Annotated in this window: 24 protein-coding genes and 1 pseudogene; 14 read left to right on the top strand and 11 right to left on the bottom strand. The window is 75.2% G+C overall.

Features of this window, described 5'->3' with window-relative positions:
* A pseudogene (locus ACFU74_RS22105) lies at positions 1-336 on the bottom strand (hypothetical protein); the annotation flags it as partial.
* A 355-nt stretch (positions 337-691) separates the two neighbouring features.
* Between ACFU74_RS22105 and ACFU74_RS22100 the strand changes: the two are divergent.
* From ACFU74_RS22100 to sph, 3 genes are all read left to right on the top strand, one after another.
* Positions 692-1,672 carry a deoxyribonuclease IV gene (locus ACFU74_RS22100; RefSeq protein WP_380759304.1) on the top strand — a complete coding sequence of 327 codons (981 nt, stop codon included), beginning with the start codon at positions 692-694 and terminating at the stop codon, positions 1,670-1,672.
* A gap of 88 nt (positions 1,673-1,760) precedes the next feature.
* Positions 1,761-3,857, top strand: coding sequence for an MMPL family transporter (locus tag ACFU74_RS22095; protein WP_380759302.1), 2,097 nt, complete (start codon positions 1,761-1,763; stop codon positions 3,855-3,857).
* 72 nt (positions 3,858-3,929) lie between these two features.
* Entirely contained in the window at positions 3,930-4,913 is a 984-nt protein-coding gene (gene sph / locus ACFU74_RS22090) for a sphingomyelin phosphodiesterase (protein ID WP_380759300.1), read from the top strand.
* Between the two features lie 18 nt (positions 4,914-4,931).
* Here sph and ACFU74_RS22085 read toward each other — a convergent pair whose 3' ends face one another.
* Both ACFU74_RS22085 and ACFU74_RS22080 read right to left on the bottom strand, forming a co-directional pair.
* Entirely contained in the window at positions 4,932-5,132 is a 201-nt protein-coding gene (locus tag ACFU74_RS22085) for a hypothetical protein (RefSeq protein WP_380759298.1), read from the bottom strand.
* 3 nt (positions 5,133-5,135) lie between these two features.
* A complete protein-coding gene (locus ACFU74_RS22080; protein ID WP_380759296.1) occupies positions 5,136-8,219 on the bottom strand; it encodes an SNF2-related protein in 3,084 nt (1,027 codons plus the stop codon).
* Between the two features lie 193 nt (positions 8,220-8,412).
* Here ACFU74_RS22080 and ACFU74_RS22075 point away from each other — a divergent pair, with 193 nt between their 5' ends.
* From ACFU74_RS22075 to ACFU74_RS22050, 6 genes are all read left to right on the top strand, one after another.
* Entirely contained in the window at positions 8,413-8,604 is a 192-nt protein-coding gene (locus ACFU74_RS22075; protein ID WP_380759294.1) for a YegP family protein, read from the top strand.
* 143 nt (positions 8,605-8,747) lie between these two features.
* Positions 8,748-10,022, top strand: a complete 1,275-nt coding sequence (locus tag ACFU74_RS22070; RefSeq protein ID WP_380759292.1) for a glycosyltransferase family 4 protein — start codon at positions 8,748-8,750, stop codon at positions 10,020-10,022.
* Entirely contained in the window at positions 10,019-11,167 is a 1,149-nt protein-coding gene (locus tag ACFU74_RS22065) for a glycosyltransferase (RefSeq protein WP_380759290.1), read from the top strand. Before ACFU74_RS22070 ends, ACFU74_RS22065 begins: the two co-directional genes overlap by 4 nt.
* Positions 11,168-11,206: 39 nt before the next feature.
* Positions 11,207-12,136 carry an SGNH/GDSL hydrolase family protein gene (locus ACFU74_RS22060; protein WP_380759288.1) on the top strand — a complete coding sequence of 310 codons (930 nt, stop codon included), beginning with the start codon at positions 11,207-11,209 and terminating at the stop codon, positions 12,134-12,136.
* An 887-nt stretch (positions 12,137-13,023) separates the two neighbouring features.
* Positions 13,024-14,118 carry an NUDIX domain-containing protein gene (locus tag ACFU74_RS22055; RefSeq protein ID WP_380759286.1) on the top strand — a complete coding sequence of 365 codons (1,095 nt, stop codon included), beginning with the start codon at positions 13,024-13,026 and terminating at the stop codon, positions 14,116-14,118.
* 56 nt (positions 14,119-14,174) lie between these two features.
* A complete protein-coding gene (locus tag ACFU74_RS22050) occupies positions 14,175-14,633 on the top strand; it encodes a DUF6188 family protein (protein WP_380759284.1) in 459 nt (152 codons plus the stop codon).
* Here the strand turns inward: ACFU74_RS22050 and ACFU74_RS22045 are convergent.
* The 5 genes from ACFU74_RS22045 to ACFU74_RS22025 all read right to left on the bottom strand — a co-directional run bounded on the left by ACFU74_RS22045 (position 14,602) and on the right by ACFU74_RS22025 (position 18,194).
* The gene (locus tag ACFU74_RS22045; protein WP_344331468.1) at positions 14,602-14,976 is read right to left on the bottom strand and encodes a hypothetical protein; all 375 of its coding nucleotides are present in this window, start codon (positions 14,974-14,976) and stop codon (positions 14,602-14,604) included. The genes ACFU74_RS22050 and ACFU74_RS22045 overlap by 32 nt on opposite strands.
* A 93-nt stretch (positions 14,977-15,069) precedes the next feature.
* On the bottom strand, positions 15,070-15,462 hold the full coding sequence (locus ACFU74_RS22040; RefSeq protein WP_380759282.1) for a roadblock/LC7 domain-containing protein: 393 nt from the start codon (positions 15,460-15,462) through the stop codon (positions 15,070-15,072).
* Between the two features lie 82 nt (positions 15,463-15,544).
* Entirely contained in the window at positions 15,545-16,573 is a 1,029-nt protein-coding gene (locus ACFU74_RS22035) for a transcriptional regulator (RefSeq protein ID WP_380759280.1), read from the bottom strand.
* Entirely contained in the window at positions 16,570-16,953 is a 384-nt protein-coding gene (locus tag ACFU74_RS22030; protein ID WP_380759278.1) for a hypothetical protein, read from the bottom strand. Before ACFU74_RS22030 ends, ACFU74_RS22035 begins: the two co-directional genes overlap by 4 nt.
* Before the next feature lie 581 nt (positions 16,954-17,534).
* Entirely contained in the window at positions 17,535-18,194 is a 660-nt protein-coding gene (locus tag ACFU74_RS22025) for a TetR/AcrR family transcriptional regulator (RefSeq protein ID WP_380759276.1), read from the bottom strand.
* A gap of 213 nt (positions 18,195-18,407) precedes the next feature.
* Here ACFU74_RS22025 and ACFU74_RS22020 point away from each other — a divergent pair, with 213 nt between their 5' ends.
* From ACFU74_RS22020 to ACFU74_RS22000, 5 genes are all read left to right on the top strand, one after another.
* Positions 18,408-20,021, top strand: a complete 1,614-nt coding sequence (locus ACFU74_RS22020) for an amidohydrolase (RefSeq protein ID WP_380759274.1) — start codon at positions 18,408-18,410, stop codon at positions 20,019-20,021.
* Positions 20,022-20,133: 112 nt separating this feature from the next.
* Entirely contained in the window at positions 20,134-21,630 is a 1,497-nt protein-coding gene (locus tag ACFU74_RS22015; protein WP_380759272.1) for an APC family permease, read from the top strand.
* 209 nt (positions 21,631-21,839) lie between these two features.
* Complete coding sequence (locus ACFU74_RS22010; RefSeq protein WP_380759270.1) at positions 21,840-22,661, top strand: SMP-30/gluconolactonase/LRE family protein; 822 nt, start codon at positions 21,840-21,842, stop codon at positions 22,659-22,661.
* A 48-nt stretch (positions 22,662-22,709) separates the two neighbouring features.
* Positions 22,710-23,357 (top strand): alpha-ketoglutarate-dependent dioxygenase AlkB, encoded by a 648-nt coding sequence (locus ACFU74_RS22005; protein WP_380759268.1) that lies wholly within the window; start codon positions 22,710-22,712, stop codon positions 23,355-23,357.
* Between the two features lie 118 nt (positions 23,358-23,475).
* Positions 23,476-24,222, top strand: a complete 747-nt coding sequence (locus ACFU74_RS22000; protein WP_380759266.1) for a VOC family protein — start codon at positions 23,476-23,478, stop codon at positions 24,220-24,222.
* Here the strand turns inward: ACFU74_RS22000 and ACFU74_RS21995 are convergent.
* The 3 genes from ACFU74_RS21995 to ACFU74_RS21985 form a co-directional block, all read right to left on the bottom strand.
* Entirely contained in the window at positions 24,176-24,733 is a 558-nt protein-coding gene (locus tag ACFU74_RS21995) for a nucleotidyltransferase domain-containing protein (RefSeq protein WP_380759264.1), read from the bottom strand. The genes ACFU74_RS22000 and ACFU74_RS21995 overlap by 47 nt on opposite strands.
* Positions 24,734-24,811: 78 nt before the next feature.
* Positions 24,812-25,660 (bottom strand): carbohydrate ABC transporter permease, encoded by an 849-nt coding sequence (locus tag ACFU74_RS21990; RefSeq protein ID WP_380759262.1) that lies wholly within the window; start codon positions 25,658-25,660, stop codon positions 24,812-24,814.
* On the bottom strand, positions 25,657-26,481 hold an 825-nt coding region (locus ACFU74_RS21985), incomplete at its 5' end, for a carbohydrate ABC transporter permease (protein WP_380759260.1). The genes ACFU74_RS21990 and ACFU74_RS21985, both read right to left, overlap by 4 nt.

The raw sequence follows: 26,481 nt of genomic DNA, 5'->3' as shown, positions 1-26,481 counted from the left end.
GGCCGGGGCAGCGGCGGCGGGCGCAGGGGCGGCAGACGCCTCGGCCGATTCGGCCGTTTCGGCGGGGAGGATCACGCTCTCCGGGCCGGCACCGCGCAGGGTGACGCCGGGCGTGGTGATCCGGACGCTGCCCCGGTACTCGCCGGGAAGCAGCTGCACGACGTCCCCGGGCAGGGCGGCGTCGAGCGCCGCCTGGATCGATCCTCCGGGCGGAACCACGTACAGCCCGCCGGAGGCGTGCGCGGGCGCGGCGCCGACGGCGGTGAGGACGGTGGTCAGGGCGGTGGTGGCGGCGGCGGTGGCCGCGGCGAGGTGGTGGACCCGTCGCGTGGGCATGAGTGATGACCTGCTTTCTGGCACGGCGCCGCGCGGGAACCCCGACGCGGCGGCGTGGGGGCCATCGGAGCGGTGACGCAAGGTGAGCGGGGGATGACGGCCGGTGGGTGTCGGCCGAATCGACGCTAGGGGTGCGCGGGTGCCCCCGCCACCAGGGTTGGGCTGCCGGACTGACGGGGCGTCGGACCGGGCGTGTCCGGGACGGGAGCGCGGTGGTGGCCCGTCAGCTCACCGGCTCCCCCGGGCGGGGTGGCGGCGGGCACCGCGGCGGGCACCGCGCCCGGCACCGTGGCCTGCGTCGTGGCCGGGGCCCCGCTCCGCGGCCGGGCCCCGCCCGCGTGGCATGCTCGGAGCCATGAGCACCACCACCGCCGTCCCCGTGATCCCCGCACCGGCCACCGCCCCGCGCCCGCCGTCCCCGGCCCCGCGCAACCCGGTCGGCGCCCATGTGCCGGTGGCCGCCCGGGGCCTGGCCGGGACCGGCCTGGCGTACGCCCGCCGGGTGGGCGCCGAGACGGTGCAGGTGTTCGTGGCGAACCCGCGCGGCTGGGCGACGCCGACCGGCAACCCGGCGCAGGACGAGGAGTTCCGCGCGGCCTGCGCCGAGCTGGCGATCCCCGCATACGTCCACGCGCCCTATCTGATCAACTTCGGCTCCGACACCCCCGCCACCCGGGAGCGCTCGGCCGCCTCGCTGCGCCACTCGCTGCGACGCGGGCACGCGATCGGCGCGCTGGGCGTGGTGCTGCACACCGGTTCGGCGGTCGGTGCGGCACCGGACGGCGGCTCGCGCCGGGCCGAGGCGATGGCGCAGGTACGCGCGGACGTCCGCCCGCTGCTGGACGAGCTGGACGCGCTCGGCGACGACGCGCCGTGGCTGCTGCTGGAGCCGACCGCCGGCCAGGGCCGCTCGCTCTGCTCGCGGATGGAGGACCTCGCCGAGTACCTGGACGCACTGGACGGCCACCCGAAGGTCGGGGTCTGCCTGGACACCTGCCACGCCTTCGCGGCCGGCCACGACCTGGCGGCGCCGGGCGGCGTCCGGGAGACGCTGGACGCGCTGGTCGCGGCCGCCGGAGCGGACCGGCTGCGGCTGATCCACGCCAACGACTCCGAGGACGCCGTCGGCGCGCGCAAGGACCGGCACGCCAACATCGGCGACGGCCTGATCGGCGCCGAACCGTTCCGCGAGCTGTTCGAGCACCCGGCGACCGCCGGGGTCCCGCTGATCGTGGAGACCCCGGACCGCAAGCACGGCGGCGACGGCACCGGCCACGCCCGGGACATCACCGCGCTCAAGGCGCTGCGGGCCCGCGCCGCCGCCCGGCCCGCGTAGGAGCGCCCCGCGCCCGCCCCGGGCTGCCGGGGCGCGAACCCGGTGGCAGTCTGGAACGAGTCACGCCCCGAGGACGGGGGGTCTCCCGATGAGCCCGACCCGGAAACTGGCCGAGCTGCCGTGCGGACGCCGCAGCAAGTGGGTGGTGCTGGCCCTGTGGCTGGTGCTGCTGGTGGTGGCGGGCCCGCTGGCGGGCAAGCTCACCGACGCCGAGGACAACCAGGCCTCCAGCTGGCTGCCCAGCAACGCCGAGTCCACCCGGGTGCTGGACGAGCAGCGGGCGTTCCAGCCGGTGGACACCGCCCAGGCGGTGGTGGTCTACGTCCGGGACGGCGGGATCACACCCGCCGACCGGGCCGAGGCGGCCCGCGACGCCGAGGCCTTCGCCTCCGCCCCGCACGTGCTCGGCCGGATCACCGGACCGGTGGAGTCCGCGGACGGCCAGGCGCTGCAGAGCATCGTGCCGGTCGACATCGGCACCGGCGGCTGGCAGGACCTGCGCCCGGCCGTGGACAGCCTGCGCGCCACCGCCGCCGAGAACAGCCTCGGCATGGCCACCCATGTCACCGGCCCGGCCGGTGTCGGCGCCGACCAGGCGGAGGCCTTCGCCGGGATCGACTCCACCCTGCTCGCGGCCACCGTCAGCGTGGTGATCGTCCTGCTGCTGCTCACCTACCGCAGCCCGGTGCTGTGGATGCTGCCGCTGTTCTCGGCGGCGGGGGCGCTGGTGGTCGCGCAGGCGGTGATCTACCTGCTGGCCGAGCACGCCGGGCTGACCGTCAACGCCCAGAGCGCCGGCATCCTGATCGTGCTGGTGCTCGGCGCGGGGACGGACTACGCGCTGCTGCTCACCGCCCGATACCGGGAGGAGCTGCGCCGGCACGAGGACCGGCACGAGGCGATGGCGTTCGCCCTGCACCGGGCCGGGCCCGCGATCCTGGCCTCCTCCGCGACCGTGGTCGCCTCGATGCTCTGCCTGCTGGTCGCCGAGATGAACTCGACCAGCGGGCTCGGCCCGGTCTGCGCGATCGGCGTGCTGGTGGCGCTGGCCGCGATGCTGACCCTGCTGCCGGCGCTGCTGGTGACCGTCGGGCGCTGGGTGTTCTGGCCGGTGCGGCCGGCCTTCGGGACGCCCGAGCCGACCAGGACCGGCCGCTGGGCGCGCATCGGGGCGTGGATCGGGCGCCGTCCGCGCAAGGTCTGGATCGGCACCGCGCTGGCGCTGGCGGCCTGCTGCGTCGGGCTGGTCTCGCTGAACGCGACCGGCCTCAGCACGGCCGGCACCTTCACCGGCAAGCCGGACTCGGTGGTCGGCCAGGAGGTGCTGGCGGAGCACTTCCCGGCGGGCACCGGCGCGCCGCTGACGGTCATCTCCGACGCCGGCGGGTCCGAGGCGGTGCGCGCCGTGACGCAGGAGACGCCCGGGGTGGCGAGCACCTCTCCCCCGGTCGTCCACGAGGGCCGGGCGATGTTCCAGGCGACGCTCACCGATCCACCGGACAGCCAGGCGGCCGAGGCCACCGTGGACCGGCTGCGGACCGCCGTGCACGCCGTGCCGGAGGCCGATGCCGAGGTAGGCGGCTCGACGGCGGTGATCCTGGACGCGGGGCGGGCCGCGACCGCCGACAACCGGACGATCATCCCGCTGGTGCTGGGCGTCGTCCTGGTGATCCTGGCGCTGCTGCTGCGCGCGGTCACGGCGCCGCTGGTGCTGATCGCCACCGTCGTCCTGTCCTACGCGGCGGCGCTCGGCATCAGCGCGTTCTTCTTCGCGCACGTCTTCCACTTCGAGGGCCAGGACAACGCCTTCCCGCTGTTCGTCTTCGTCTTCCTGGTGGCCCTCGGCATCGACTACAACATCTTCCTGATGACCCGGGTCCGCGAGGAGGCCGCCCAGCACGGCACCCGTCCTGGGGCCGTCGCCGGCCTGGCCGCCACCGGCGGCGTGATCACCTCGGCCGGCCTGATCCTGGCGAGCACCTTCGCCGTCCTCGGCACGCTCCCGATCGTCGGGTTCGCCGAGATCGGCTTCGCGGTGGCCCTGGGCGTGCTGCTGGACACCTTCGTGGTGCGCTCCGTCCTGGTCACGGCGGTGACCATGGACCTGGACCACCGCATGTGGTGGCCGAGCGGGTTGTCCAGGCAAGTTCCTCCACCCAAGGAGGAGTTGGCCAGACAGCTTTAAGTTACCGATGCGTTCACACGGTTATCGTCCACCGTCTGGACGAACGTGGCCGGGCCTCGCTTCACTGCGGGCATGCCGACTCCCTCCGCGCGCCTCGCCGCCGTCTGCACGGCCGCCGCCGCCCTGCTCGCACCGCTCGCCGCCGCGCCCGGCGCGTACGCCGCCCCCGCCGAGAGCGCCTCCGTCCCCGCGCTCAAGGTGCTGACGTACAACGTCTTCCTGATGAGCAAGAACCTCTACCCCAACTGGGGCCAGGACCACCGGGCGAAGGCCATCCCCGCCACCGACGTCTTCCGGGGCCAGGACGTCGTGGTGCTCCAGGAGGCCTTCGACAACGCCGCCTCCGACGCCCTGATCGCCCAGGCCTCGGCCGCGTACCCGTACCACACGCCGGTGGTCGGCCGCTCGACCAGCGGATGGGACGCCACCTCCGGCAGCTACAGCTCCGCCACCCCCGAGGACGGCGGCGTCACCCTGCTGAGCAAGTGGCCGATCCTGCGCAAGGAGCAGTACGTCTTCAAGGACGCCTGCGGGTCCGACTGGTGGTCGAACAAGGGCTTCGTCTACGCCGTGCTGAACGTCAACGGCCTGCGCACGCACGTGATCGGCACCCATCTGCAGTCCACCGACTCCGGCTGCTCCGCCGGGCAGCCGGCGGCGGTCCGGGCCGCCCAGCTCAAGGCGATGAAGGCGTTCGTGGACGCCAAGAACATCCCCGCCGCCGAGCCGGTCCTGCTCGCCGGGGACCTCAACATCGACGCGCACGGCAGCGAGTACCCCGCACTGCTGGCCAACGCGGGCGTCGCGCCGGCCACCTCCCGTGGCGGCTGGGCGAACTCCTTCGACACCGCCGACAACTCGATCGCCGCCTACCGCTACCCGGGCGAGCCCAAGGAGGACCTCGACTACGTCCTCTACCGGGCCGACCACGCGCGCCCGGCGAACTACGCCAACACGGTGGTGCGCTTCCACAGCACGCCCTGGACGGTGAGCAGTTGGGGCACCAGCTACACCTACGACGACCTGTCCGACCACTACCCGGTGACGGCCGGCTGAGCCGGCGCCCCGGGGGGGTCAGCCGGTGCCGGTGAACCGCCGGTAGGCGGCGGCGAGCGCGGCGTCCAGCGGGCGGCCGTGCAGGGTGAGGCCGGACGGTCCCAACTCGTCGAGGGCGGTGGGTGCGTCGCCCTCGCCCTCGACGGGGTCGGGCACCTTCGCCCGCCAGAAGGCGTCGAGCGTCCCGGCGAGCGGGTGGTCGTCGGAGGAGGCGGGCACGGGTCACTCCCCGATCGCGTCGGCGGACAGGGTCAGCAGTTCGCGCAGCCGCTCGGCGGGCAGTTCGGACAGCCACTGCTCGTCGTCGCCGACCGCCGCCTCGGCCAGGGTGCGCTTGGCGGCGAGGAGTTCGCCGATCCGCTCCTCGACGGTGCCGGCGCAGACCAGCCGGCGGACCTGCACGGCTCGGCGCTGGCCGATCCGGTGCGCGCGGTCGGTGGCCTGGTCCTCGACCGCCGGGTTCCACCAACGGTCCAGGTGCACCACCTGGTTGGCGGCGGTCAGGTTGAGCCCGGTGCCGCCCGCCTTCAGCGACAGCAGGAACACCCGCGGCCCGTCCGGGGACTGGAACCGCCCGACCATCTCCTCCCGCTGCCCGCGCGCAACGCCGCCGTGCAGGTAGAGCACCTCCTCGCCCAGCTTCCGCCACAGGTAGGGCCGGAGCATGGTGCCGAACTCCGCGTACTGGGTGAAGACCAGCACCCGGTCGCCCTCGGCCAGCGCCTCCGTCAGCAGCTCGACCAGCCGCTCCACCTTGCCCGAGCGCCCCGCCACCGCCGCACCGTCGTGCAGGAGTTGGGCCGGATGGTTGCAGACCTGCTTGAGCCGGCCGATCGCCGCCAGCACCGCGCCCTTGCGTTCGACGCCGCGCAGCCCGCCGAGGCGCTCCAGCAGGTCGGCCACCACCGCCCGGTAGAGCCCGGCCTGCTCCGCCGTCAGCGCGCACGAGACGGTGAACTCCTGCTTGGCGGGTAGGTCCTGGACGATGTGCGGGTCGCTCTTGCGGCGGCGCAGCAGGAACGGGCCGGTGACCCGGCGCAGCCGGGCCGCCGCGTCCACGCTGCCGGTCTGCTCGACCGGGATCGCGAACCGCTCCCGGAACGCCTCCGGACTGCCGAACAGCCCCGGGTTGGCGAAGTCCAGGACGGCGTGCAGATCGGCCAGCCGGTTCTCCACCGGGGTGCCGGTGAGCGCGATCCGGGGGCCCGAGCGCAGTGAGCGCAGGGCGCGGGACTGCCGGGCCGAGCGGTTCTTGATGTGCTGGGCCTCGTCGGCGACGATCCGCCGCCAGTGGACGCGGCGCAGTTCGGCCGCGTCCCGCTGGACCAGACCGTAGGTGGTGACGACCAGGTCCGCGCTCTCGTCGGGCGCGGCACGGTCCGGGCCGTGGTGGACGTGCACCCGCAGGCCGGGCGCGAACCGGGCGGCCTCGCGCTGCCAGGTGCCGACCATCGACATCGGGCAGACCAGCAGCACCGGGCCGCGCGCACCGCGCTCGTGTTCCAGGGCGAGCAGGGCGAGGGTCTGCACCGTCTTGCCGAGTCCCATGTCGTCGGCCAGGACGGCGCCGAGGCCCAGCCGTCCGAGCGCGTCCAGCCAGGCCAGCCCCCGCCGCTGGTACGGGCGGAGGGTGCCGGTGAAGCCGTCGGGAAGCCGCGGGACGCGGTCGGCGGGGCCGGGCCGGCCGGCCAGCAGGTCGCCGATCGGGCCGGTGGCGTGCACGGCGGTGACCGGCAGCCCGTCGACCACGGCACCGTCCGCCACGGCCAGCCGCAGCAGCTCGACCGGTTCCACGGTGCCGCTGCCGTGCTCGGACAGGAACCTCACGGCGGCGGCGAGTTGGGCCTGGTCGACCTCGACCCAGCGGCCGCGCAACCGGACCAGCCCCTGCTGGGCGGCGGCGAGGTCGGCGAGCTCCCGCTCGGTGAGGGTGTCCTCGCCGAGGGCGAGGCGCCACTCGAAGGCCAGCACGGCGTCCCGGTCGACCTGCGCGGTTCGGGCCACGGCGGACGGGTCGCCGGCCGGGGTGCCCGCCGTCAGGACCAGGCCGAGCCGGGGGCGGCGCTGCCACCAGGCGGGCAGCAGGACGCCGAACCCGGCGCGGGCCAGCGCGGGCGCGCCCTCGCGCAGGAAGCGCAGGGCGCCGGCCCGGTCGAGCCGGGCCTCGGCGGGGAAGCTGCCGGGGAGCTGCCCGCGCAGCCCCGGGTCCACCCGGACGGCGCGGGCCAGTTCGGCCAGGTAGGCCTCGGCCGGGTCGCCCGCCGTGGCGGGGACGGCGCGGACCAGCGCCTGGTGGGCGGGGTCGGCGGCGGCGCCCGGCCGCAGGGCGGCGGCGGGGACCACCAGGGAGGGGCGGGCGGCGGGGCGGACCAGCAGGTCGAGCCGCCAGGTGTCGGCGCGCACCCCGCCGTCGCGGTCGTCCGGGTCGGGGCCGAGCGGTTCGGTCAGGCGGAAGTCCAGGCGCAGCGGCGCGTCGGGCGGGCGGGCGGCCTGCCAGGCGGCCAGCCGGTCGGGCAGCCCGGCGGGCGGGGCCTCGGCGAGCCGGCCGTCGGGTCCGTACAGGGCGGCGAGGAACGGGTCGGCGGGCGGGTCGAGGTCTGCGAGGGCGGCCCGGGCCTCCTGGTCGACGAGGGCGTCGAGCAGGGCGGCGACCAGGCCGGCGGCGGACGGCGCGTCGGCGGGGTGCTCGGCGCGGCAGACCGGCGGGCAGCCGGCGACCAGCGCGGCCTCCTCCCGGCGGGCCGGGGCGTCCGGGGCCGGCCGCCAGCGGGCGTGCCACCGGTCGGCCTCCTCGACCAGCACCGGCAGCAGCCGCCCACGCCCGACCAGCCGCCAGGCGAGGTCGTGCACGGCGGCCAGCCAGCGCACCGAGGCGCCGTAGGCCAGCTCGGCCGGAGTGCCGTCGGGCAGCTGGACGCTCGCGCCCGGCCAGTGCGGGTCGTGCAGGGCGCCGAGCAGTTGGGCGGCCTGCGCACGGTCGAAGAGCAGCGCGGGCACCCGCCACGGGCGGAGCGCCACGCCGCGCTTCACGGCGCCCACCGGAAGGTCCGGGCTCGGCACCGGCCGGCCGCCGAGGGTCGGCAGCAGCAGCCCGGCCCACCGCTCGGCGGCCTGCTCGGCCAGCCAGCCCAGGCCCGGGCCGACCGTCCCCAGCAGCCGCGCCACCTCGCCCGCCGGGCAGGCGAACGGGTGTGCCGTCCCGCCCCGCTCCCCACGGGCGGGCGCCTCCCCCCGGTGGGCCGCCGCGTCCTCCGCCCAGACGGCGAGCCGGCCGTCGGCGCGCCAGAGCGCGTGCAGGGCGTACATGGGCGGGCGGCACCTCTCGCGGCGGAAGCGGGAACAGAACGGGCCTCCCACCCTAGTCGGCACCACCGACAGCGCCCGGCCGCTCGGCGCCCGGCCGGGGTGACTCGGATGGGTGGGCCCGGGGGGCGGGGCGCGTCGATTGCTCCTACGTTGCGGTGCGAGGGGGCTTCCTGAACGAGAGGTGTCAACTGCCATGGCGGGAAAGTTCGAGCTGTACACCGATGAGAGCGGCATGCACCGGTTCCGGCTCAAGGCGAGCAACGGATCGATCGTGGTGACGGGCGACCCCGAGGAGAGCCGGGACGACTGCCTCAAGAGCATCGAGTCGATCCGCAAGCTCGCTCCCTACGCGGAGCTGAAGGAGGGGGTCGCCGGGCCGGCCTGAGGGCTTCGGTAGCGCCCGGGGCCGCCCAGGAGCGGGCGGGAGCGGGCGGAACGCGGGTCGGCGGGACAATTCGCCGACCCGCGTTCGTTTGTACGACAGATCCCTTTGGCCGCGTGCACGCCGGACGCGGACAGAACACAGGCATGCGTGTCGTCATCGTCACCGAGTCCTTTCCCCCCGAGGTCAACGGCGTCGCCCACAGCGTGCTGCGGACCGCCGAGCACCTGCTCCGCCGGGGGCACCAGCCGCTCGTCGTCACCCCGGCGCCCGCGCGCGGCGCGCAGAGTCCCACGCACGCCTTCGGCGCCGGCGGCGTACCGGACGGCCTGCCGGTGGTGCACGTCCCCTCCGTCCCGCTGCCCGGCTACCCGCAGGTCCGGATCGCGCTGCCCAGCCGGCGGCTGGCCGCCGCGATCCAGGGGCACCGTCCCGACCTCGTCCACCTGGCCAGCCCCTTCGTGCTCGGCGCGCGCGGGGCGCAGGTCGCCGCCCGGCTCGGCGTACCCGTCGTCGCCGTCTACCAGACCGACCTCGCCGGCTACGCGCACGCCTACCGCGCCGGGCGCGGGCTCGGCGAAGCCGCCGCCTGGCACCGGATCCGCGCCGTCCACGGCCTCGCCGCCCGGACGCTCGCGCCGTCCACCCCCGCCGCCCAGGACCTCACCGCGCACGGGGTCGCCCGGGTCCAGCTGTGGCCGCGCGGCGTGGACTCGGTCCGCTTCGACCCGCGCCACCGCGACGAGGCGCTGCACCGGGCGCTCGCCCCCGGGGGCGAGGTGCTGGTCGGGTACGTCGGGCGGCTCGCGCCGGAGAAGCGGGTCGACCTGCTCACCGAGACCTCGACGCTGCCCGGGGTGCGGGTGGTGGTCATCGGTGACGGGCCGTCCGCGCCCGGGCTGAAGGCCGCCATGCCCGGCGCCGTCTTCCTCGGCCGGCGCACCGGCGAGGAGCTGGCCCGATGTTTCGCCACCCTGGACGTCTTCGTGCACACCGGGCCGCTGGAGACGTTCTGCCAGACCATCCAGGAGGCGATGGCCAGCGGTGTCGCGGTGGTCGGCCCGGCCGCCGGCGGCCCGCTGGACCTGGTCGCGCACCACCGCACCGGCCTGCTCGTCCCGCCCCGGGACGGCGCGGCGGTCGCCCGGGCGGTGAGCGCCCTCGCCGGGGACGCGGAGCTGCGGGCCGCCTACGGGCGCGCCGGGCGGGCGGAGGTGACGGCCCGCACCTGGGAGGCCGTCGGGGACCTGCTGCTGCGGCACTACGCCGAGGTGCTCGCGGAGCACCGCGGGGTGTCGGCCGCTCCGGCCGCCGCCGGGGCCTCCACCGAGGCCGCCGCCGGCGCTTCCGGAGCTCCTGCGGCTTCGGCCGAGCCCCCCGTCCAGCCGTCCGCCCCGCTGTCGGAGGAACTGTCCGCATGACCGGCGGAGCGCTGCGGATCGTCCGGGTGGCCAACTTCGTCACCCCCGTCTCCGGCGGACTGCGCACCGCGCTGCGCCACCTCGGCGCGGGCTACCGGGCCGCCGGGCACACCCCGGTGCTGGTCGTGCCCGGGGAGCGGCGCACCGCCGAGGAGGAGGAGCAGGGGCTGGTCGTCACGCTGCCCGGCCCGGTGGTCCCCGGCAGCGGCGGGTACCGGCTGCTCACCGACCGCCGGGCGGTGGCCGCCGAACTCGAACGGCTCGCCCCCGACCGGCTGGAGGTCTCCGACCGGACCACGCTGCGCTGGACCGGGGCCTGGGCCCGGCGGCACGGGGTGCGCTCGGCGATGGTGTCGCACGAGAGCGCCGTCGGCGTGCTGCGGACCTGGGGCGTGCCGGGCCCGGCCGCCGACGCGGCCGCGAACCGGCTCAACGGCCGGACCGCCCGGTCGTACGACACGGTCATCTGCACGACCGACTGGGCCGCCGCCGAGTTCCGCCGCCTGGGCGTGCGGAACCTCGCGCGCGCGCCGCTCGGCGTGGACCTCGCCGCCCTGCACCCGCCCACCGCCGCCGACCGGGCGGCGGAGCGGTCCCGGTACGCGGCGCCCGGGCAGGTGCTGCTGGTGCTCTGCTCCCGGCTCTCCACCGAGAAGCGCCCCGCGCTCGCCCTGGACGCGCTGGCCGCGCTGCGCTCCGCCGGGGTCGAGGGGGTGCTCGCGGTGGCCGGCGCCGGACCGCTGCGGTCCCGGCTGGCCGCCCGGGCCACCCGGGAGCGGCTGCCCGTCCACTTCCTCGGCCACCTGGCCGGGCGGGCGGCCGTCGCCCGGCTGCTCGGCTGCGCGGACGCAGTGCTGGCGCCGGGGCCGGTGGAGACCTTCGGGCTGGCCGCACTGGAGGCGCTCGCCTGTGGCACACCGGTCGCCGTCAACCGCGGCTCCGCGCTGCCGGAGCTGGTCGGCGCGGCCGGGATGGCCGCCGAACCGACCGGCGCGGGATTCGCGGAGGCGGTGCGCGAACTCCTCACGCGCCCCGAACCCGACCGGCGCGCCGCCGCGCGCGCCCAGGCCGAACGGTACGGCTGGCCCGCGGCGGTGACGGCCTTCCTCGCCGCCCACGGCGCGGCGCCCGTCACCGCCCGCTGAACGGCAGGACGGAAGAACACGGAACGGGTGGGAGGTCCGATGAACACCATCACGACAGTGGACGGAGGAGGCGGCACCGTACCGGGTGCCGCGCACGGCGCGACCCGCGGGGGCGGGCGGCGGACCGGCGAGCCGGTCCGGTTCGTGGCCCTCGGCGACTCGCTCACCGAGGGCATCGGCGACCCGATCGCCGACGGCTGGCGCGGCTGGGCGGCCCTGCTCGCCCGGTCCCTGGCCCCGCCGCAGGCCGGGGTCGACTTCACCAACCTCGCGCGCAGCGGTGCGCTCACCACCGACCTCACGACCGAGCAGCTCCCGGCGGCGCTGGCCCTGCGGCCGCGGTTCGCCGCCGTGGTGGCCGGCGGCAACGACACCCTGCGGTCCGGCTTCGACGTCGGCCGCACCACCCTGGCCCTGGACACCGTCCTCGGCCGGCTCACCGACAGCGGCGCGGTGGTGCTGACCGCCTGCCTGCCCGACCCGGGCGCCCTGCTGCGCCTGCCGCGCCCGCTCGCCCGCCCACTGGCCCGGCGGATGCGGGCGGTGAACACCGTGGTGCACGCGCTCTCCGCCCGTCACCGCGCCGTCCACCTGCACATCGCCGAGCTGCCGTGGACGGCGCAGCGCCGGCTGCTCAGCGTCGACCGCCTCCACCCGAGCGCCGAGGGCCACCACCTGATCGCCCGCGGCTTCCACGACCTGCTCACCGCCACCGGTCGCCCCCTCGGACCGGCCCCCGCCTTCCAACCCGTCGAACCACCGCCCGGCACCCTGGCCGACGTCTGGTGGATGGCCACCAAGGGCACCCGCTGGGTCGCCGACCGCAGCACCGACCTCCTCCCGGGCCTGGTCGCCCTCGCCGCCCTGGAGGGCTACGCCCGCCTCCGCGGCACCACCGCCCACCACGACCGCCGAATGACCCACGCCACCACCACCGCCCTCGCCGCCCTCCCACCCCAACCCGCCTGACCGCCGCAGAAACGATCCGCCAGAGTGGGAAGTCGGCCACATCGACTTCCCACTCCCCTCCACCCCACCCCCGAGACCGGCCACAGGAACAGAAAGTCGGCCACGCCGACTTTCCAATCCGCCCAACCACCGAGGCAACCGCCAAGACAGAACGTCGGACCCGACCACGTAACCAGGACAGCCTGGGACTCGCGGGGCAATCAAGCCGCCTGGAGCACCAATAGAGCAGCCGGGCCATCGAGGCGGTGGGGCCGCCAGAGCGCCGACCCATGAAGAAACGATCCGCCGGAGTGGGAAGTCGGCCACATCGACTTCCCACTCCACACTGGCCAGGGCAGCCGGGGACTCGCAGGGCGGTCAAGGCGCCCGGAGCACCGGTCAAACGGGCGGGGCAACAAGGTGATCGGGGCCGCCAGAGCGCCGACCCGCGCAGAAACGATCCGCCGGAGTGGAAAGTCGGCCACATCGACTTCCCACTCCACACTGGCCAGGGCAGCCGGGGACTCGCAGGACGGTCAAGGCGCCCGGGCCCGACGGAATCGGGCCTACTGAAGTGCAAGTGCGGCGGCCGGGCCGGTCTGAGGGCCTCAGGGAGCGAAGCGGCGGCAGGCTGGTGGGGTCGACCAGGCGACCGCCGGTGATCGGGGCGGCCATGGGGTGCAGCAGCGCGGTCAAGGCACCCGGAGCACCGGCCGAGCGGGCGGGGCAGTGAACTGATTGAGGCCGCCGGAGTGGGAAGTCGGCCACACCGACTTCCCACTCCACAGTGGCGCGGGCAGCCGGGCCCGCGGTGTGGGTGTGGCGGGTGTGGGCCTCCGGCGTGGTGGGGAACCGGTGGGGTGGGGTGGAGTGTCTTCGGGGGTGACAAACAGGCGGAGGGAGTTCGGGTGGGGGCGGAGCGGGAGTTGTTGGCGGCGGCCGGGGTGCTGTTTCCGGACGGGCGGGGGCGGGTGCTGGTGGTGCGGTTGCCGTACGACCGTAAGCATCCGGTGGCGGTGCCGGGCGGGGGCTGGGATCCGCAGGACGGGTCGCCGCGACGGACGGCGGTGCGGGAGATCGAGGAGGAGTTGGGGTTCACGCCCCGGCTCGGCGCGCTCGCCTGTCTGGACTGGACGGTGGACCACCACCGCCCGCCGATCGCCGCCCACCTGTACTGGGCCGAGCCGCTGACGCCCGCACAGGCGGCGGCGTTCACGCCGGACCGTGCCGAGGTGGGCGGCTGGGCGTGGCTGACGCCGGAGCAGGCGGGCCGCGCGCTGCCGCCGCGGCTCTCCCGGCGGGTGACGGCCTGCCTGCGGGCGCCCCGCGCGGCCGCGCCGCTGGAACTGGAGGACGGCCTGCCGGTCGGGCACTCGCTCGACCACCTGACGCCCGGCCCGGCCCCCGCGTACACGGGCGCGGCGGGCCTCGCCGAGTTGTCCGCGCACTGGCCGGAGGGGGCGGCGCCCGCCCCGCCGCTGCTGGACCGGGAATCCTACATCGCCGGCCGCCCGCGGATCCGGGCCAAGGCCCGCGTGGTGTTCACGGACCGGGCGGGCCGCGTCCTGCTGGTGCGGCTGCGGCCGTGGGACCTGCCGGGCGGTGACGTGCCGTACTGGACGCTGCCGGGCGGCGGCATCGAGGCGGACCGGGAGTTCCCCCGGGCTGCGGCCCGCCGGGAGGTCCGCGAGGAGCTGGGCTGGTCCTGCGAACCGGGGCGGCTGCTGGCGCTGGACTGGCTGCCCGGCCGGGCGGCGGACCCGGCGGCGCCCCGGGAGAACGCCGTGCTGGTGTACCTGTTCGACGGCGGCACGGTGGCGGGCGCGCGGTTCCCGTCGATCGTGCTGCCCGAGGAGGAGCTGGCCGAGTGGCGGTTCTGCGACCCGGCGGAGGCGCGGACGCTGCTGACGCCCGCCTCGTGGGCCCGGACGGCGGCCGCGCTGGCGGCGCGGGACCGGCCGGGCGGCCCGGCCGAGCTGGTCGCCGGGCAGCCTGCCGACTGAACGGGCCCGGGCCGGGCGGTGGGACAGACGGCGTCCCGCCGGTCCACACTGTCCGCATGCAGAACACGCAGCACACGACGCACACCGCGGACGGCCCGGACGCCGCCCTGACCGGCCGCCGGGTGACCGCGGTCGTCGGCGGCGACCGGCTCGACCTGGTGCTCGACGGGCCGGTGACCGTCCAGGTGACGCAGGAGTTCCGCTTCACCGGAGCGACGGGCGTCGCGGTCTTCTTCCCCGCGCTGACCCTCCGTCCCACCAGACCACTGCTCGGTCTGGTCGGGCGGACGGTCGGCTCCGCCAGGGTCACCCCGGCCGGGGGCCTGGAGCTGGTCTTCACCGGCGAGGGCGGCGGGACGCTGTCCGTCCCGCCGCACGCGCTGCTGGCGCCGTGGCGCGTGGTCACGCCGGACGGCACGCTCTGCGCGGGGCTCCCCGGCGGCGTGGTCGACCGGTCCGGGGAACCGGACGCGACCGGAGCCGTCAGACCTCCAGGTCGGCCTCGATCCTGGTGAGCTGGTGGCGGGCCATCGCCAGGTTGGCCCGGCCCTTGTCCAGCGCCAGGTAGAGGAACAGGCCCTTGCCGCTGCGGCTGGTGAGCGGGCGTATCAGGTGGTACTGGCTGCTGAGGGTGATCAGGATGTCCTCGATCCCGTCGCTGAGGCCCAGCATGTCCATGGTGCGCATCTTGGCCCGCACGACGTCGGTGTTCCCGGCGGCGGCCACGTTGAGGTCGAGGCCGCCGGGGCCGTCGAGGGTGGCGAGCGCCATGCCGCTGTTGTAGTCGACCAGGGCCGCGCCGATGGCGCCCTCGATCACGGTCATGGCCTGCTTGAGCGCGCCTGCGGCGTCGGTCATCTCGGTGTCTCCCGTTCCTGGGTGGGTTGGTGATGGGTGGTGATGGATGGTGATGAGCGGTAGCGGAAACGCGGGGTGCGCCGGGCGGGCGCGTCAGAGCTCCCGGGCGTCCTTGGGCAGCAGCGCGTCGTTCAGCAGTGCGGCGATGCGCCGGGCGGAGCGGCGGGCCTCCAGGTGCAGGCGGCCGACGTTGGCGTCCGGGTGGGCGAGCAGGGTGAGCACGCAGCTGCCGCCGGCCGCGTAGGTGGCGACGTAGCCGTGCTCGCCGCGGACCAGCGACTCCCGGAACTCGCCCTGGCCGGTGCTGTCAGCGAGCCGTTGCGCCAGGCTGAGCGAGGCGGCGGTCATCGCCGCCAGGCCGGAGGGCTCGGTCCCGTGGGTGTCGTGGGCGACCAGCAGGCCGTCGACACTGGCCACCAGACCGCCCGCGAGGTGCGGCATCCGGTGCTTGATGGCGCGGAGTTCGGCCAGCAGCTCGGTCTCCAAGGCGATCAGTTGTCTCCTTCCGACACGCTGCTTGAGCGCCCGCCTCATGGCCGTGAGGGCGGGGTCGCGGGCGGAGCGTGGTTCAAAGTCGGGCCTCCAGAAGGGTTCGGACCCGGATCAGCAGCGCGGTGTCCGGATCGGTGTGGGTGGGCGGGGCGGTGCCGGGATCCGGCCCGCGCCGTCCGCCGGTGAGGGCGGCGAGCGCCGCACCGGGCACCCGGCGGTGCAGCCCGCCGGGGGCGCGCGGCGCCGGCACCCGGTCCGTCCCCGGCGCCCCCGCCCCGCCCCCGGCGTCGGAACCGGCACCGGAACCGGCGTCGGAAACGGCACCGGCCAGCAGGCCGGCGGCGGCGAGCCGTCGGACGTCCGCCGTGGTCGCGAACGCGGAGCGGCCGAGCAGCCGGGCCAGCTCCGCCGGGGTTCTCCGGCCGTCCGCGTGGTCGAGCAGCTCGCACTGGCGCCGGGTCGGCGGGCGGAGCCGGCGGGCGTGCCGGCCGGGAGCGGTGACGGCCGGCGGGGCGGCGGACCGGCAGAGCGGCGCGGTGTCGAACTGCGCCGAGGGCCAGATCCGGTCCAGCAGGTGCTGCCGGCGTTCGGCCTCCCGGCGCAGCCGGTGGGCGCCGACCGCGGCCACCGGGCCGAGCCAGTGCCGCACCCCGGGCGCGAAGGTCCAACACGGCGGAGCGGCAGGGGCGTTGTCGGGCGCGTCGAGGAGGAAGCAGGCGGCGTCGTAGAGGGCACCGAGGTGGCAGAGTTCGAGCTCGCCCCGGGTCAGCCGGCCCTGTTCGACCAGCGCCTGGCCGACCCGGGCGTGCGGGCCGAACCGGTGCACGGCCTCCCGCCAGGTCTCGGGGGTGAGCCGGCCGCAGGCGGTGAGCAGGGTGGCGAGGTCGGGGGCCCGGTCGGACTCGGCGTGGGCGACCAGACCGTCGACGAGGTAGACGGTCCCGGCCGGGCCGCGCAGGGCGCCGGTGGCGCGTTCACCGGCGAGCCGTTCGACGGCCGCGCCCGGGGTCCAGCCGGGCCCGTCCGATGGCCGGAACCCGACGGCGGTGCGCGCCGCCTCCGCACCGCGGCCGTCCGGTACGGGGTTCGCGTCGTGGTTCGTCATCCGAGCACCAGTTCCTCGGCGATCGCCTGGAGACGGAACCGGGCGACGGCGAGGTTGCCCTCAGCGCGGTCGAGCCACAGGTGCAGGACGAGCCGGCTGTCGAAGACGGTATCGATGAAGCAAAGCAGGTGGTAACTGCGCCCGGCGGTCAGGATGATGTCCTGCAGCGGTACCGGGCGGTCCTCCGCAGCGGTGAAGGTCTCGCCCTCAACGGCCGCCCGTACCAGGTCCGTTGCCTCCGCGGCCGTGGTGTCGTGGTCGCCGGTCGGACTGACTCCGACGCTGCCCAGGGCGAGCCCGCTGCTCCAGTCGATCAGACTGGCGGCACGGGCCCCGGCGATCGCCATCGCCCGGGACAGGCACTCGTCGATACCCGGCACTCGGGCTCCTTCGGAGGGTTCGGGGAGGAAACGGCGCGGCGGGACACGACCGCCGGGCACCGGCCGGACCGCCACGAGCCGTGGCGGGGTCGACACGGAAGGCTACTGATGGAATCCATGCAAGGAACATTCCGATGGCATATTCACACAACAATAATGCGTTTTCAGCCATCCTTTGACGGATCGTCAGTCCGCCGCCGGCACCATCACCGCTGACCGCACACCCGTGCGCCGCACGAACGAACGATCCACCTGGGGCGCCACCTTGGCCGGTTGTCGGCCGACTCGACGGACGTCGGACCGCGCATGCGGTAGAACCGACGGTTCAGCGACCCCGGCGACCCCAGCTCCCCCAGCGGCAACGGCAGCAACAGCAACGACAACTGCCGGGAAACGACGAAGCGGCCGCCCCCCGCAGGGGAACGGCCGCTTCCGGTGGAGCGCCAGGCCCGGGTTGCACGGACTCTCCCTACTGAAAGTAGGACGTGCTCTGGTAGCACCGCTGACGCCTGGTCGAACCGGTCCCGATCCCCGCTCCGCGAAGACCGTTCCCTTTCGACGAGATGAACACTAGCAGGCCATCACGCCTGGTCAGAAATCCGCTCCCGATCCTCGGCCCCCGGCCCGCCGCCGGCGGCCAGCAGCGCGCGGTAGCCGGCGATCAGCGCCGTGAGCCCGGTCTCGAAGGCCTGGTCGGCCCGGTGCCGCCCGGCCGGGACGGCGGCCAGCGCATCGGCCAGCCGCGGGGTGGCGGCCCGGTCGACGGCGTCGACCATGACGGCGGGCGCGACGAGGTCCAGTGCCGAGCCGAGGATGAAGCTCTCCAGAGCGGTGATCACGCCCATCACGTCCCCCCGCGCGAAGCCCGCCGCCTCCAGGGTGGCGACGGCCCGCTCGTACAGCTCGTGCATGAACGGTTCGGCGAGCGGCGCGGTGGCCAGCAGCCGGATGATGCCGGGGTGCTCGGCGAAGGCCTCGCGGTAGGCGCGGGCCCAGCCGCGCAGCGCCTCGTCCCACGGCCGGTCCCAGAGCGAGCGCTCGCCGATCACCCGGACGAGCTCGGCGCGCATCAGGGCGACGATCTCGGCACGCCCGGTGACGTGGTGGTAGAGCGCCGAGGGGCTGACCTTGAGCGCGCCGGCGAGGGCGGGGATGGTCAGGTCGCCGGCCTCGTCGACCAGCCGCAGAGCGGTCTGCACGATGCGCTGCCGGTCCAGCAGGGGTGTGCGCGGCCTGGCCATGGGGGTTCCCGTCCTTCTCGACGTTTCGCGATGTCACCGGCGGCGCGGCGCGACGCGGCCCTACGATCATCGCGCAAGATCATCGTGATGAAAACGTAATCGAACGACTTTCAATAAAACCCTTCCGCGCCCCGCCGGGCCGCGCCTACGGTTACCGAATCCCATTCAGTTAACCAGGTCACACCAGACCGCACCGGGAGAGGACGCACCCGCATGCGCGCCGACACGATCTTCACCGGCGGCCGGATCCACACCGGCGACCCGGCCCACCCCGTCACCGACGCCCTCGCCGTCACCGCCGGGCGGATCACCGCCCTCGGCGCGGCGGCGCACGCGCTGCGCGACGGGCGGACCGAGACCGTCGACCTGGCCGGCGGCGCCCTGCTGCCGTCCTGGGGCGACGGCCACGTCCACCCGCTGATCGGCGGGCTCGGCCTGCGCGGCGTCCCGGTCCGGGACTGCACCAGCCTGGACGAGGTGGTCGAGGCCGTCCGGGTCTGGGCCGAGGCGCACCCGGAGGCCGAGTGGATCACCGGTGACGCCTTCGACCCCTGGCTCGCCGAGGGCGGCCTGTTCGACGCCGCACTGATCGACGCGGTCGTCCCCGACCGGCCGGTGCTGCTGCGCACCATGGACCACCACACCGGCTGGGCCAACAGCGAGGCGCTGCGCCGGGCCGGGTACACCGCCGACACGCCCCAGCCGGCGCACGGCGAGATCGTCCGCCGCGCCGACGGCAGCCCGCTCGGCACCCTGCGCGAGTTCGGCGCGCTCAACCCGGTGCTCGCCCTCGTCCCGCTGCCAGACCTCGCCGAGCAGGTCGACGCGCTGCACGCGACGGCCCGGGCGCTCGCCTCCGCCGGGGTGACCTGGGTCCAGGACGCCTGGGTGGAGCCCCACCAGGTCGACACCTGGCTCGCCGCCGTCGCCGACGGCCGGGACCTCGCCGTACGGGCCGACCTCGCGCTGCTGCTGGAGCCGGACGCCTGGCGCGAGCGACTCCCCGGGCTCGCCGCCGACCGCGAGCGGGTCGAGGCCGCCGGGCGCGGTCAGGTCACCGCGCGGGCCGTCAAGTTCTTCGCCGACGGCGTCCTGGAGTCCGGCACCGCGGCGCTGCTGGAGCCCTACAGCGACTGCCCCCACTCGCACGGCGCCGCCAACTGGAGCGGCGCGGAACTGGCCGACGCCGTCACCGGCGTCGACGCGCTCGGCTTCCAGCCGCACATCCACGCCATCGGCGACCGCGGCGTGCGGATCGCCCTGGACGCGATCGAGGCCGCCGCGCGCCGCAACGGTCCGCGCGCCCGCCGCCCGGTGATCGCCCACGTCCAACTGGTCGACCCGGTCGACCTGCCGCGGTTCGCCGAGCTCGGTGTGATCGCCAACTTCGAGCCGCTCTGGGCGCAGCCGGACCCGCTGATGACCGAGCTGACGCTGCCCAGGATCGGCCCCGAGCGCGGCGCCCGGCAGTACCAGATCGCCGCCCTGCTGCGCGACGGCGCGCGGGTCTCCTTCGGCAGCGACTGGCCGGTGACCCGGTACGAGCCGCTGGCCGGGCTGGCCACCGCCGTGACCCGGCAGACGCCCGGGGGCCTGCCGGAGGGCGGCTGGCTGCCGCAGGAGCGGATCGGTCTCGACCAGGCGCTCGCCGCCTACTCGGCGGGCGTGGCGCACCAGGCGTTCGAGGAGGACGCCTGGGGGGTGCTGCGGGTCGGCCTGCGGGCGGACCTGGTGCAGCTGGCCGCCGACCCGTACGCCGTCCCGGCGGGCGAGCTGGCCGGCGTGGCCGTGCTGGGCACCTGGCTGGGCGGCCGCCGCACGCACTGAGTGCCCCCACCGGCAAGGCAGTGCGCGCCCCGGGCGCGCACCAGGGCCGCCCGCGCCCCCACCCGGGCGGCCTCCTCTACCCTCGACCGCACGACCCCAGGAGAGCTCCCCCATGCACCTGCCCTCCGACACGGCCGCCCCCGCGGCCGCGCCCGCGACCACGGAACCGGCCCCCGGGCTGGAACGCGGCGTCCTCGGCACCGGCGACATCGTCTTCTTCGTCGTGGCCGCCGCCGCACCGCTCACCGTGATGGCCGGCGTCGCCCCCTTCGCCATCGCCTTCGGCGGCATCGGCGCCCCGGCCGCCTACCTGGCCACCGGCCTGGTGCTGGCCCTGTTCGCGGTCGGCTTCACCACCATGACCGCGCACGTCCGCAACGCCGGCGCGTTCTACGCCTACGTCACCCGGGGCCTCGGCCGGCCCGCCGGGCTCGGCGCCGCGCTGCTCGCGGTGCTGTCGTACAACGCGATCCAGATCGGCATGTTCGGTGCCTTCGGCTACTTCGCCCAGGAGACCGCCGCCGACCTCCTCGGCCTTGACCTGCCCTGGCCGCTCTGGGCGCTGTTCGGGGTCGCGGCCGTCTGGTTCCTGGGATACCGCTCGATAGACCTCGGCGCCAAGGTGCTCGGCGCGCTGCTGATCGCCGAGACCGGCATCCTGCTGGTGCTCGCCGTGGCGATCCTGGCCGAGGGCGGGGCGCACGGCCTCTCGCTCGCCTCGTTCGCGCCCGGGAACGTGGTCACCGGTGGCATGGGCGGCGTGCTCGGCCTGTCGTTCGCCGCGTTCGTGGGCTTCGAGGCGACCGCGATCTACCGGGAGGAGGCCCGAGCGCCGCACCGCACGGTGCCCCGGGCCACGTACGCGGCGATCGCCTTCCTCGGGCTGTTCTACACCTTCATCACCTGGACGATCGTGCAGGCGTTCGGCGACGCCGGGGCGGTGACCGCGGCGACCGAGGACCCGGCCGGGATGTTCTTCACCGCGATGACGGACTACGTCGGCGGCTGGGCGACGGACCTCCAGCGCGTCCTGATCGTCACCAGCCTGCTGGCCGCGCTGCTCGCCTTCCACAACACCATCACCCGCTACGGCCACGCGCTGGCCACCGAGGGCGCAGCACCGGCCGCGCTCGGGCGGATCCACCCCCGGCACCGCTCGCCGTGGATCGGCGGCATCGCCCAGAGCCTGCTGGCGGCGGGCGCCGTGGTGGTCGCCGCGCTGATCGGCGCGGACCCTTACGACCAGTTCTTCCTCTGGGTGAACTCCCCCGGCGTGGTGGGCATCCTGCTGCTCCAGGCGCTGGCCGGGCTCGCCGTGTACGCGTTCTTCCGGCGCGAGCGGGCGGCGGCGGCGAGCGCGGGCCGGCTGCGCACGGTGGTCGCCCCGCTGCTCTCCACGGCGCTGCTGTGCGGTGCGACCGCGCTGGTGGTCTGGCGCCTGGACCTGTTCACGGCGGCCGGCCCCGAGGTCAACTGGCCGCTGGTGTCAGTGGTTCCGGTGGTGTTCCTGACCGGGGTCGGCCTGGCCCTGCGGCTGCGCTCGCGCCGTCCGGAGGTGTACGCCCGGCTCGGCAGCACGGACGCCGAGGGGGAGCCGGGAACCCGCTGAGGCCCCGTCGACGCCGGCCGTGCACCCGTTCGGGCGGGCGCACGGTCGGCGTACGATCGAAGTGCGGCGGCCACCACCCGCGGGCCCCTCGACCAGGGGCCCCGGTCCGGTGGCCGACGCCCCCGGACGCTCCCCGGCCGCCTGCGGCGGCACCCGGCGCCGCACCCGGTCGAAGGCCGCGGAGGACCCGACACAGGGAAGAGCGGACCATGTCACTCTCCACCACTCCGACGGCCGGCCCCGACCGGACCGGCTCCCACCCCTACGAGACGATTCCCGTGGGCGAGGGCCCGCACAGCGTCGCCGCGAGCAGCGACGGCCGGCGGGTCTACGTCACCAACTTCCTCGACGGGACGGTCACCGCCGTCGACACCCCGGCCAACACCGTCGCGACGACCTTCCCGGTCGCCGTCGGCCCGTACGGGGTGGCCCTGGACCCGCCCGGTGAGCGGTTGTACGTCGCCGAGCAGTCCTCCGACGCGGTGAAGGTGTTCGACACCGCCACCGGCGACGGGATCACCAGCACCGGCACGGGCGCCCGCCCGTACGGCCTGGCCGTCACCGTCCACCCCGAGCAGTTACTGATCGCCAACGCCATCGACGGCCAGGTGATGGTGTCCGACCTGCTCACCAAGAGCCACGGCGCCCTGACCGGCATCGACTTCCCGGTCGGCCTCGCCGCGGACCCCGGCGGCAACCGGTTCTACGCGAGCAACTACTTCGCGAACACGGTCTCGGTGTACGACGCGACCGAGGTCATCGACGTGGAGGGGCCGACGCCGGCCGAGCCGCTCGACGTCTTCCCGGTCGACCGGGGGCCGTACGGCCTGGCCGTCGGGCCGCACGACTCGATGCTGTACGTGGCCCACTTCCCGTTCGACACGGTCTCCGTGATCAACATCCACAGCGGTGCCGTCACCCGCACCGTCCCCGTGCCGGGCGGTCCGCGCGGCGTCGCCGTCGGTCCGGACGGCGACCGCCTCTACGTCACCGCCTTCTTCGAACGGTCGCTGGTGGTCATCCCGCTCTGAGCACACCTCGTTCGGACATCTGTTCGATTCTCGGCGTAGGCTGGAGCCATGAGCACCGCCTCCGCCGTCCACCTCCAGCCGTCGCTGTTCGACGACCACGGGCCGGCCGGGCCCGCCCTCGGGCCGCTCACGGGCGTGCGCCGCGAGGTGCTGGGGTCCGGCGCCTGGGTGGACCTGCTGCCCGGCTGGCTGCACGGGGCCGACCGGCTGTTCGAACAGCTGGCCGCCGAGGTGCCCTGGCGGGCCGAACGGCGCGAGATGTACGAGCGCACGGTGGACGTCCCCCGGCTGCTCGCCTCCTACCGGGAGGACGACCCGCCGCCGCACCCCGTGCTCGGCGAGGCCCGCACGGCGCTGAGCCGGCACTACGCGCGCGAACTGCGCGAGCCGTTCCGCACCCTGGGACTCTGCTACTACCGGGACGGCCGGGACAGCGTGGCCTGGCACGGCGACCGGATCGGGCGCGGCGCGCGCGAGGACACCATGGTGGCGATCCTCTCCGTCGGCGAGCCCCGGGCGCTCCTGCTGCGCCCCCGGGGCGGCGGCGGCCCGGTGCTGCGGCACCGGCTCGGGCACGGCGACCTGCTGGTGATGGGCGGCTCCTGCCAGCGCACCTGGGAGCACGCGGTGCCGAAGACCGCCCGGCCGACGGGCCCCCGGATCAGCATCCAGTTCCGGCCGCTCGGCGTCTCCTGACGGCGGCGCGCGGAGCCGCCGAACGCCTGCCGGCCGCGCACCCCCGGCGGACGCCGGCCCGGGGAAGCTGCCGGAGGAAACGACCGAAGGAAGCGGGCAGAGCGAGGAGGGCCGCGGCATGCCGAAGGCGGGCAGGTACCACGAGGGCGTCCCCTGCTGGGTCGAACTGGGCGCGCTGAACCCCGGACGGGCCCGGCGCTTCTACGGCGGCCTGTTCGCCTGGGAGTTCGTCGACCTGCCCGGCTGGACCGTCGCCACGCTGCGCGGCGCCCAGGTCGCGGGCCTCACCGCCCGACCGGCGGGCGCGGCGCAGTCCTGGACGACGTACCTGGCCGTGGCCGACGCCGAGCGGACGGCCGAGGCGGTCCGGGAAGCGGGCGGGCGGGTGCTGCGCGAGCCCTACGAGGTGCCGCCCGAGCAGGGCTGGGCGGCGCTCGCGGCCGACCCGGCCGGCGCGGTGTTCGGCCTGCGGCAGGGCCTGCTCTGGCAGGGCGCGGGCCTGGTCGACGAGCCGGACGCGTTCAGCTGGAGCGAGCAGCACTCCCCCGTCCCGGACACCGCCCGGGCCTTCTACCAGCGGGTCTTCGGCTACGAGTACGGCCGCGGGAGTGACGGCGCCACCCTGTTCCGGATCGGCGGACAGCCGGCCGGCGGCATCGCCCGGCGCCCCGAGGCCGGCTGGTCGGTCCACTTCGGCACCGCCGACACCGACCTCGCGGTCGAGCGGGTGCGCGAGCTCGGCGGCACCGTGCTGGCCGGGCCCGAGCCCACCCCGTTCGGGCGGCGGGCGGTGGTCCGCGACGACGGCGGCGCGGAGTTCACCCTGGTCGGCCTCCCGTCGGCGGAACGGACTCCGGCCGCCTGAGCGCCTCCCGCAGCCGGGCGACGTCCTCGGCGTCCTTCGCCCGGCGCGGACGGCGCGGATCCCAGAGCGGCATCATCCGCTTGATCTCGATCTGCGCCCGCGGCGCCACGATCGGGCAGACCAGCCCGCCGAGCCGTCCCGGCGGCCCGTCCAGCAGCCCGTCCGGCCAGGCCGTCCCCGCCCAGGGGCCGCCGGCCACCAGCACCCGGCCGTCGGGGGCCGGGTCGACCAGCGCGAAGCTCGACTCCAGACCGTCCTTGGCGAAGTCGAGCTGCTGCTGCGGAGGGCCGCCCGCGAGCGGCCGGAACCCGAGGTCGCGCAGTCCGTCGGCGAGCGCGGCGGCGGCGACCGGGACGAACCAGTCGACGTCCTCGTGGTCGCGCGTCTGCTCGCCGAGGAAGAAGTCCACGGCCCAGCCGCCGCGCAGCCAGACACACGCGCCGAGACGGCGGGCGAGGCCCACCGTCTCGGCGATCTGCGCGAGTTGCCCGTCGGCACGCTTCCGGTCCATGGACCCCACCTCCACGGTTCCGGACGCTATACCCGCCGCAGCCCCTCCGTCGCGGGGATTTGCGTCAAGGTCCGGGTCTCAGTCCTTGACCGCGCCCGCCAGCCCGGAGACCAGCTTGCGCTGCACCGCGATGAAGAAGATCAGCACCGGTACGGTCATCAGCGTGGAGGCCGCCATGATGCCGCCCCAGTCGTTCTCGTCCGGCTTGAAGAACACCAGCAGGGCCGAGGGGAGGGTCTGGTTCTCGGTCGCGCTGATGATGAAGGTCTTGGCGAAGACGAAGTCGTTCCACGCCGCGATGAAGGAGAAGACGCTGGTCGCGGCCAGCCCGGGGGCGACCAGCGGCAGCAGGATCGTCCACAGGATGCGGGCCCGGCTGGCGCCGTCGATCTGCGCGGCCTCCTCGATCGACACCGGCACGGCGGCGACGAAGCCGCGCATCATCCAGATGCCGAAGGGCAGCGAGAAGGCCAGCTGCACCAGCACCAGCGAGGCCAGGGTGTTGAGCCCGATGCCCGGCGCGAACCGGCCCGCGTCGCGGAACATGAAGAACAGCGGGATGGTCAGCGCCTCGACCGGGATCATCTGGGCGATCAGGAACATCACCATGATGGTGGTGCGGAAGCGGAACTTGAACCTGGTCACCGCGACCGCCGCGAGGAAGACCACCAGCGCGGAGAGCACCACCACCGACAGCGCGATCACCAGGCTGTTGACGAAGTACCGGCCGAAGCCGTCCACGCTGAGCACCTGGCGGAAGCTCTCCAGCGTCGGGTGCGCCGTCCACGGGCGCGGGTTGAGCGACTGCACCTCGCCCTTCGGCTTGAAGGCCGAGAGCACCATCCAGAAGATCGGGAAGGCGGTGACGACGGCCACCAGGAGCGCGATGGTGTTGGCGCTCAGGCGCCAGCGGCTACGGGCGTTCACAGTTCGTTCCCCGTCCTGCGCAGCGAGCGGATGTAGAGGACGGTCGGGATCACCAGGATCAGCAGCATGATCACACCGATGGCCGCGCCGAGCCCGTACTGGGAGGAGGCGAAGGCCTTCTGGTAGGCGTAGACGTTGAGGACCAGGTTCTGACCGGCGATGCCGCCGCCCTCGGTCATCACGTAGATCTGGGTGAAGACCTTGAAGTCCCAGATGACCGACTGGATCACCACGATGGTCAGGATCGGCCGGAGCATCGGGGCGGTGATCCGGCGGAAGGTGCTCCAGGTGCCGGCGCCGTCCAGCGCCGCCGCCTCCAGGATCTCGGTCGGGATCGCCTTGATGCCCGCGTACAGCGTCACCATCACGAACGGGAAGGAGTGCCAGACCACGACGGCGCCGACGATGAGGAACGCCGTCCACTTGTCGTAGAACCAGTTGTACTCGTGGAAGCCGTCCAGGCCGATGCCCACCAGGGTCTTGTTGACCAGGCCGAGGTTGGTGTCGAACAGGAAGCTCCACACCGTCGAGCCGGTCATCGCCGGGGCCGCCCAGGCCGCCATCGCGGCGGTGGTCAGCACCAGCCGGGGCACCCGGCCCACCCTGGTCAGCAGCACCGCGAGGGTGGCGCCGACGGCCAGGGTGGCGACCACGCAGAACGCGGCGAAGCCGATCGTCTGCAGCAGCACCGACCAGAACTGCCCGTCGCTCAGGATCTTCTGGTAGTTGCCGAAGCCGACGAAGCTGGTCGGCACGCCGCCGGAGGCCTGCGCCTGCCCGAAGTCCAGCACGGACAGCAGACCGAGCTGGTAGATCGGGTA

Source organism: Kitasatospora sp. NPDC057500, from assembly GCF_042802195.1.
In the GTDB taxonomy this organism is placed as follows: domain Bacteria; phylum Actinomycetota; class Actinomycetes; order Streptomycetales; family Streptomycetaceae; genus Kitasatospora.
The sequence above is the reverse complement of the archived record's forward strand: the minus strand, read 5'-3'. Positions and strand labels throughout refer to the sequence as shown.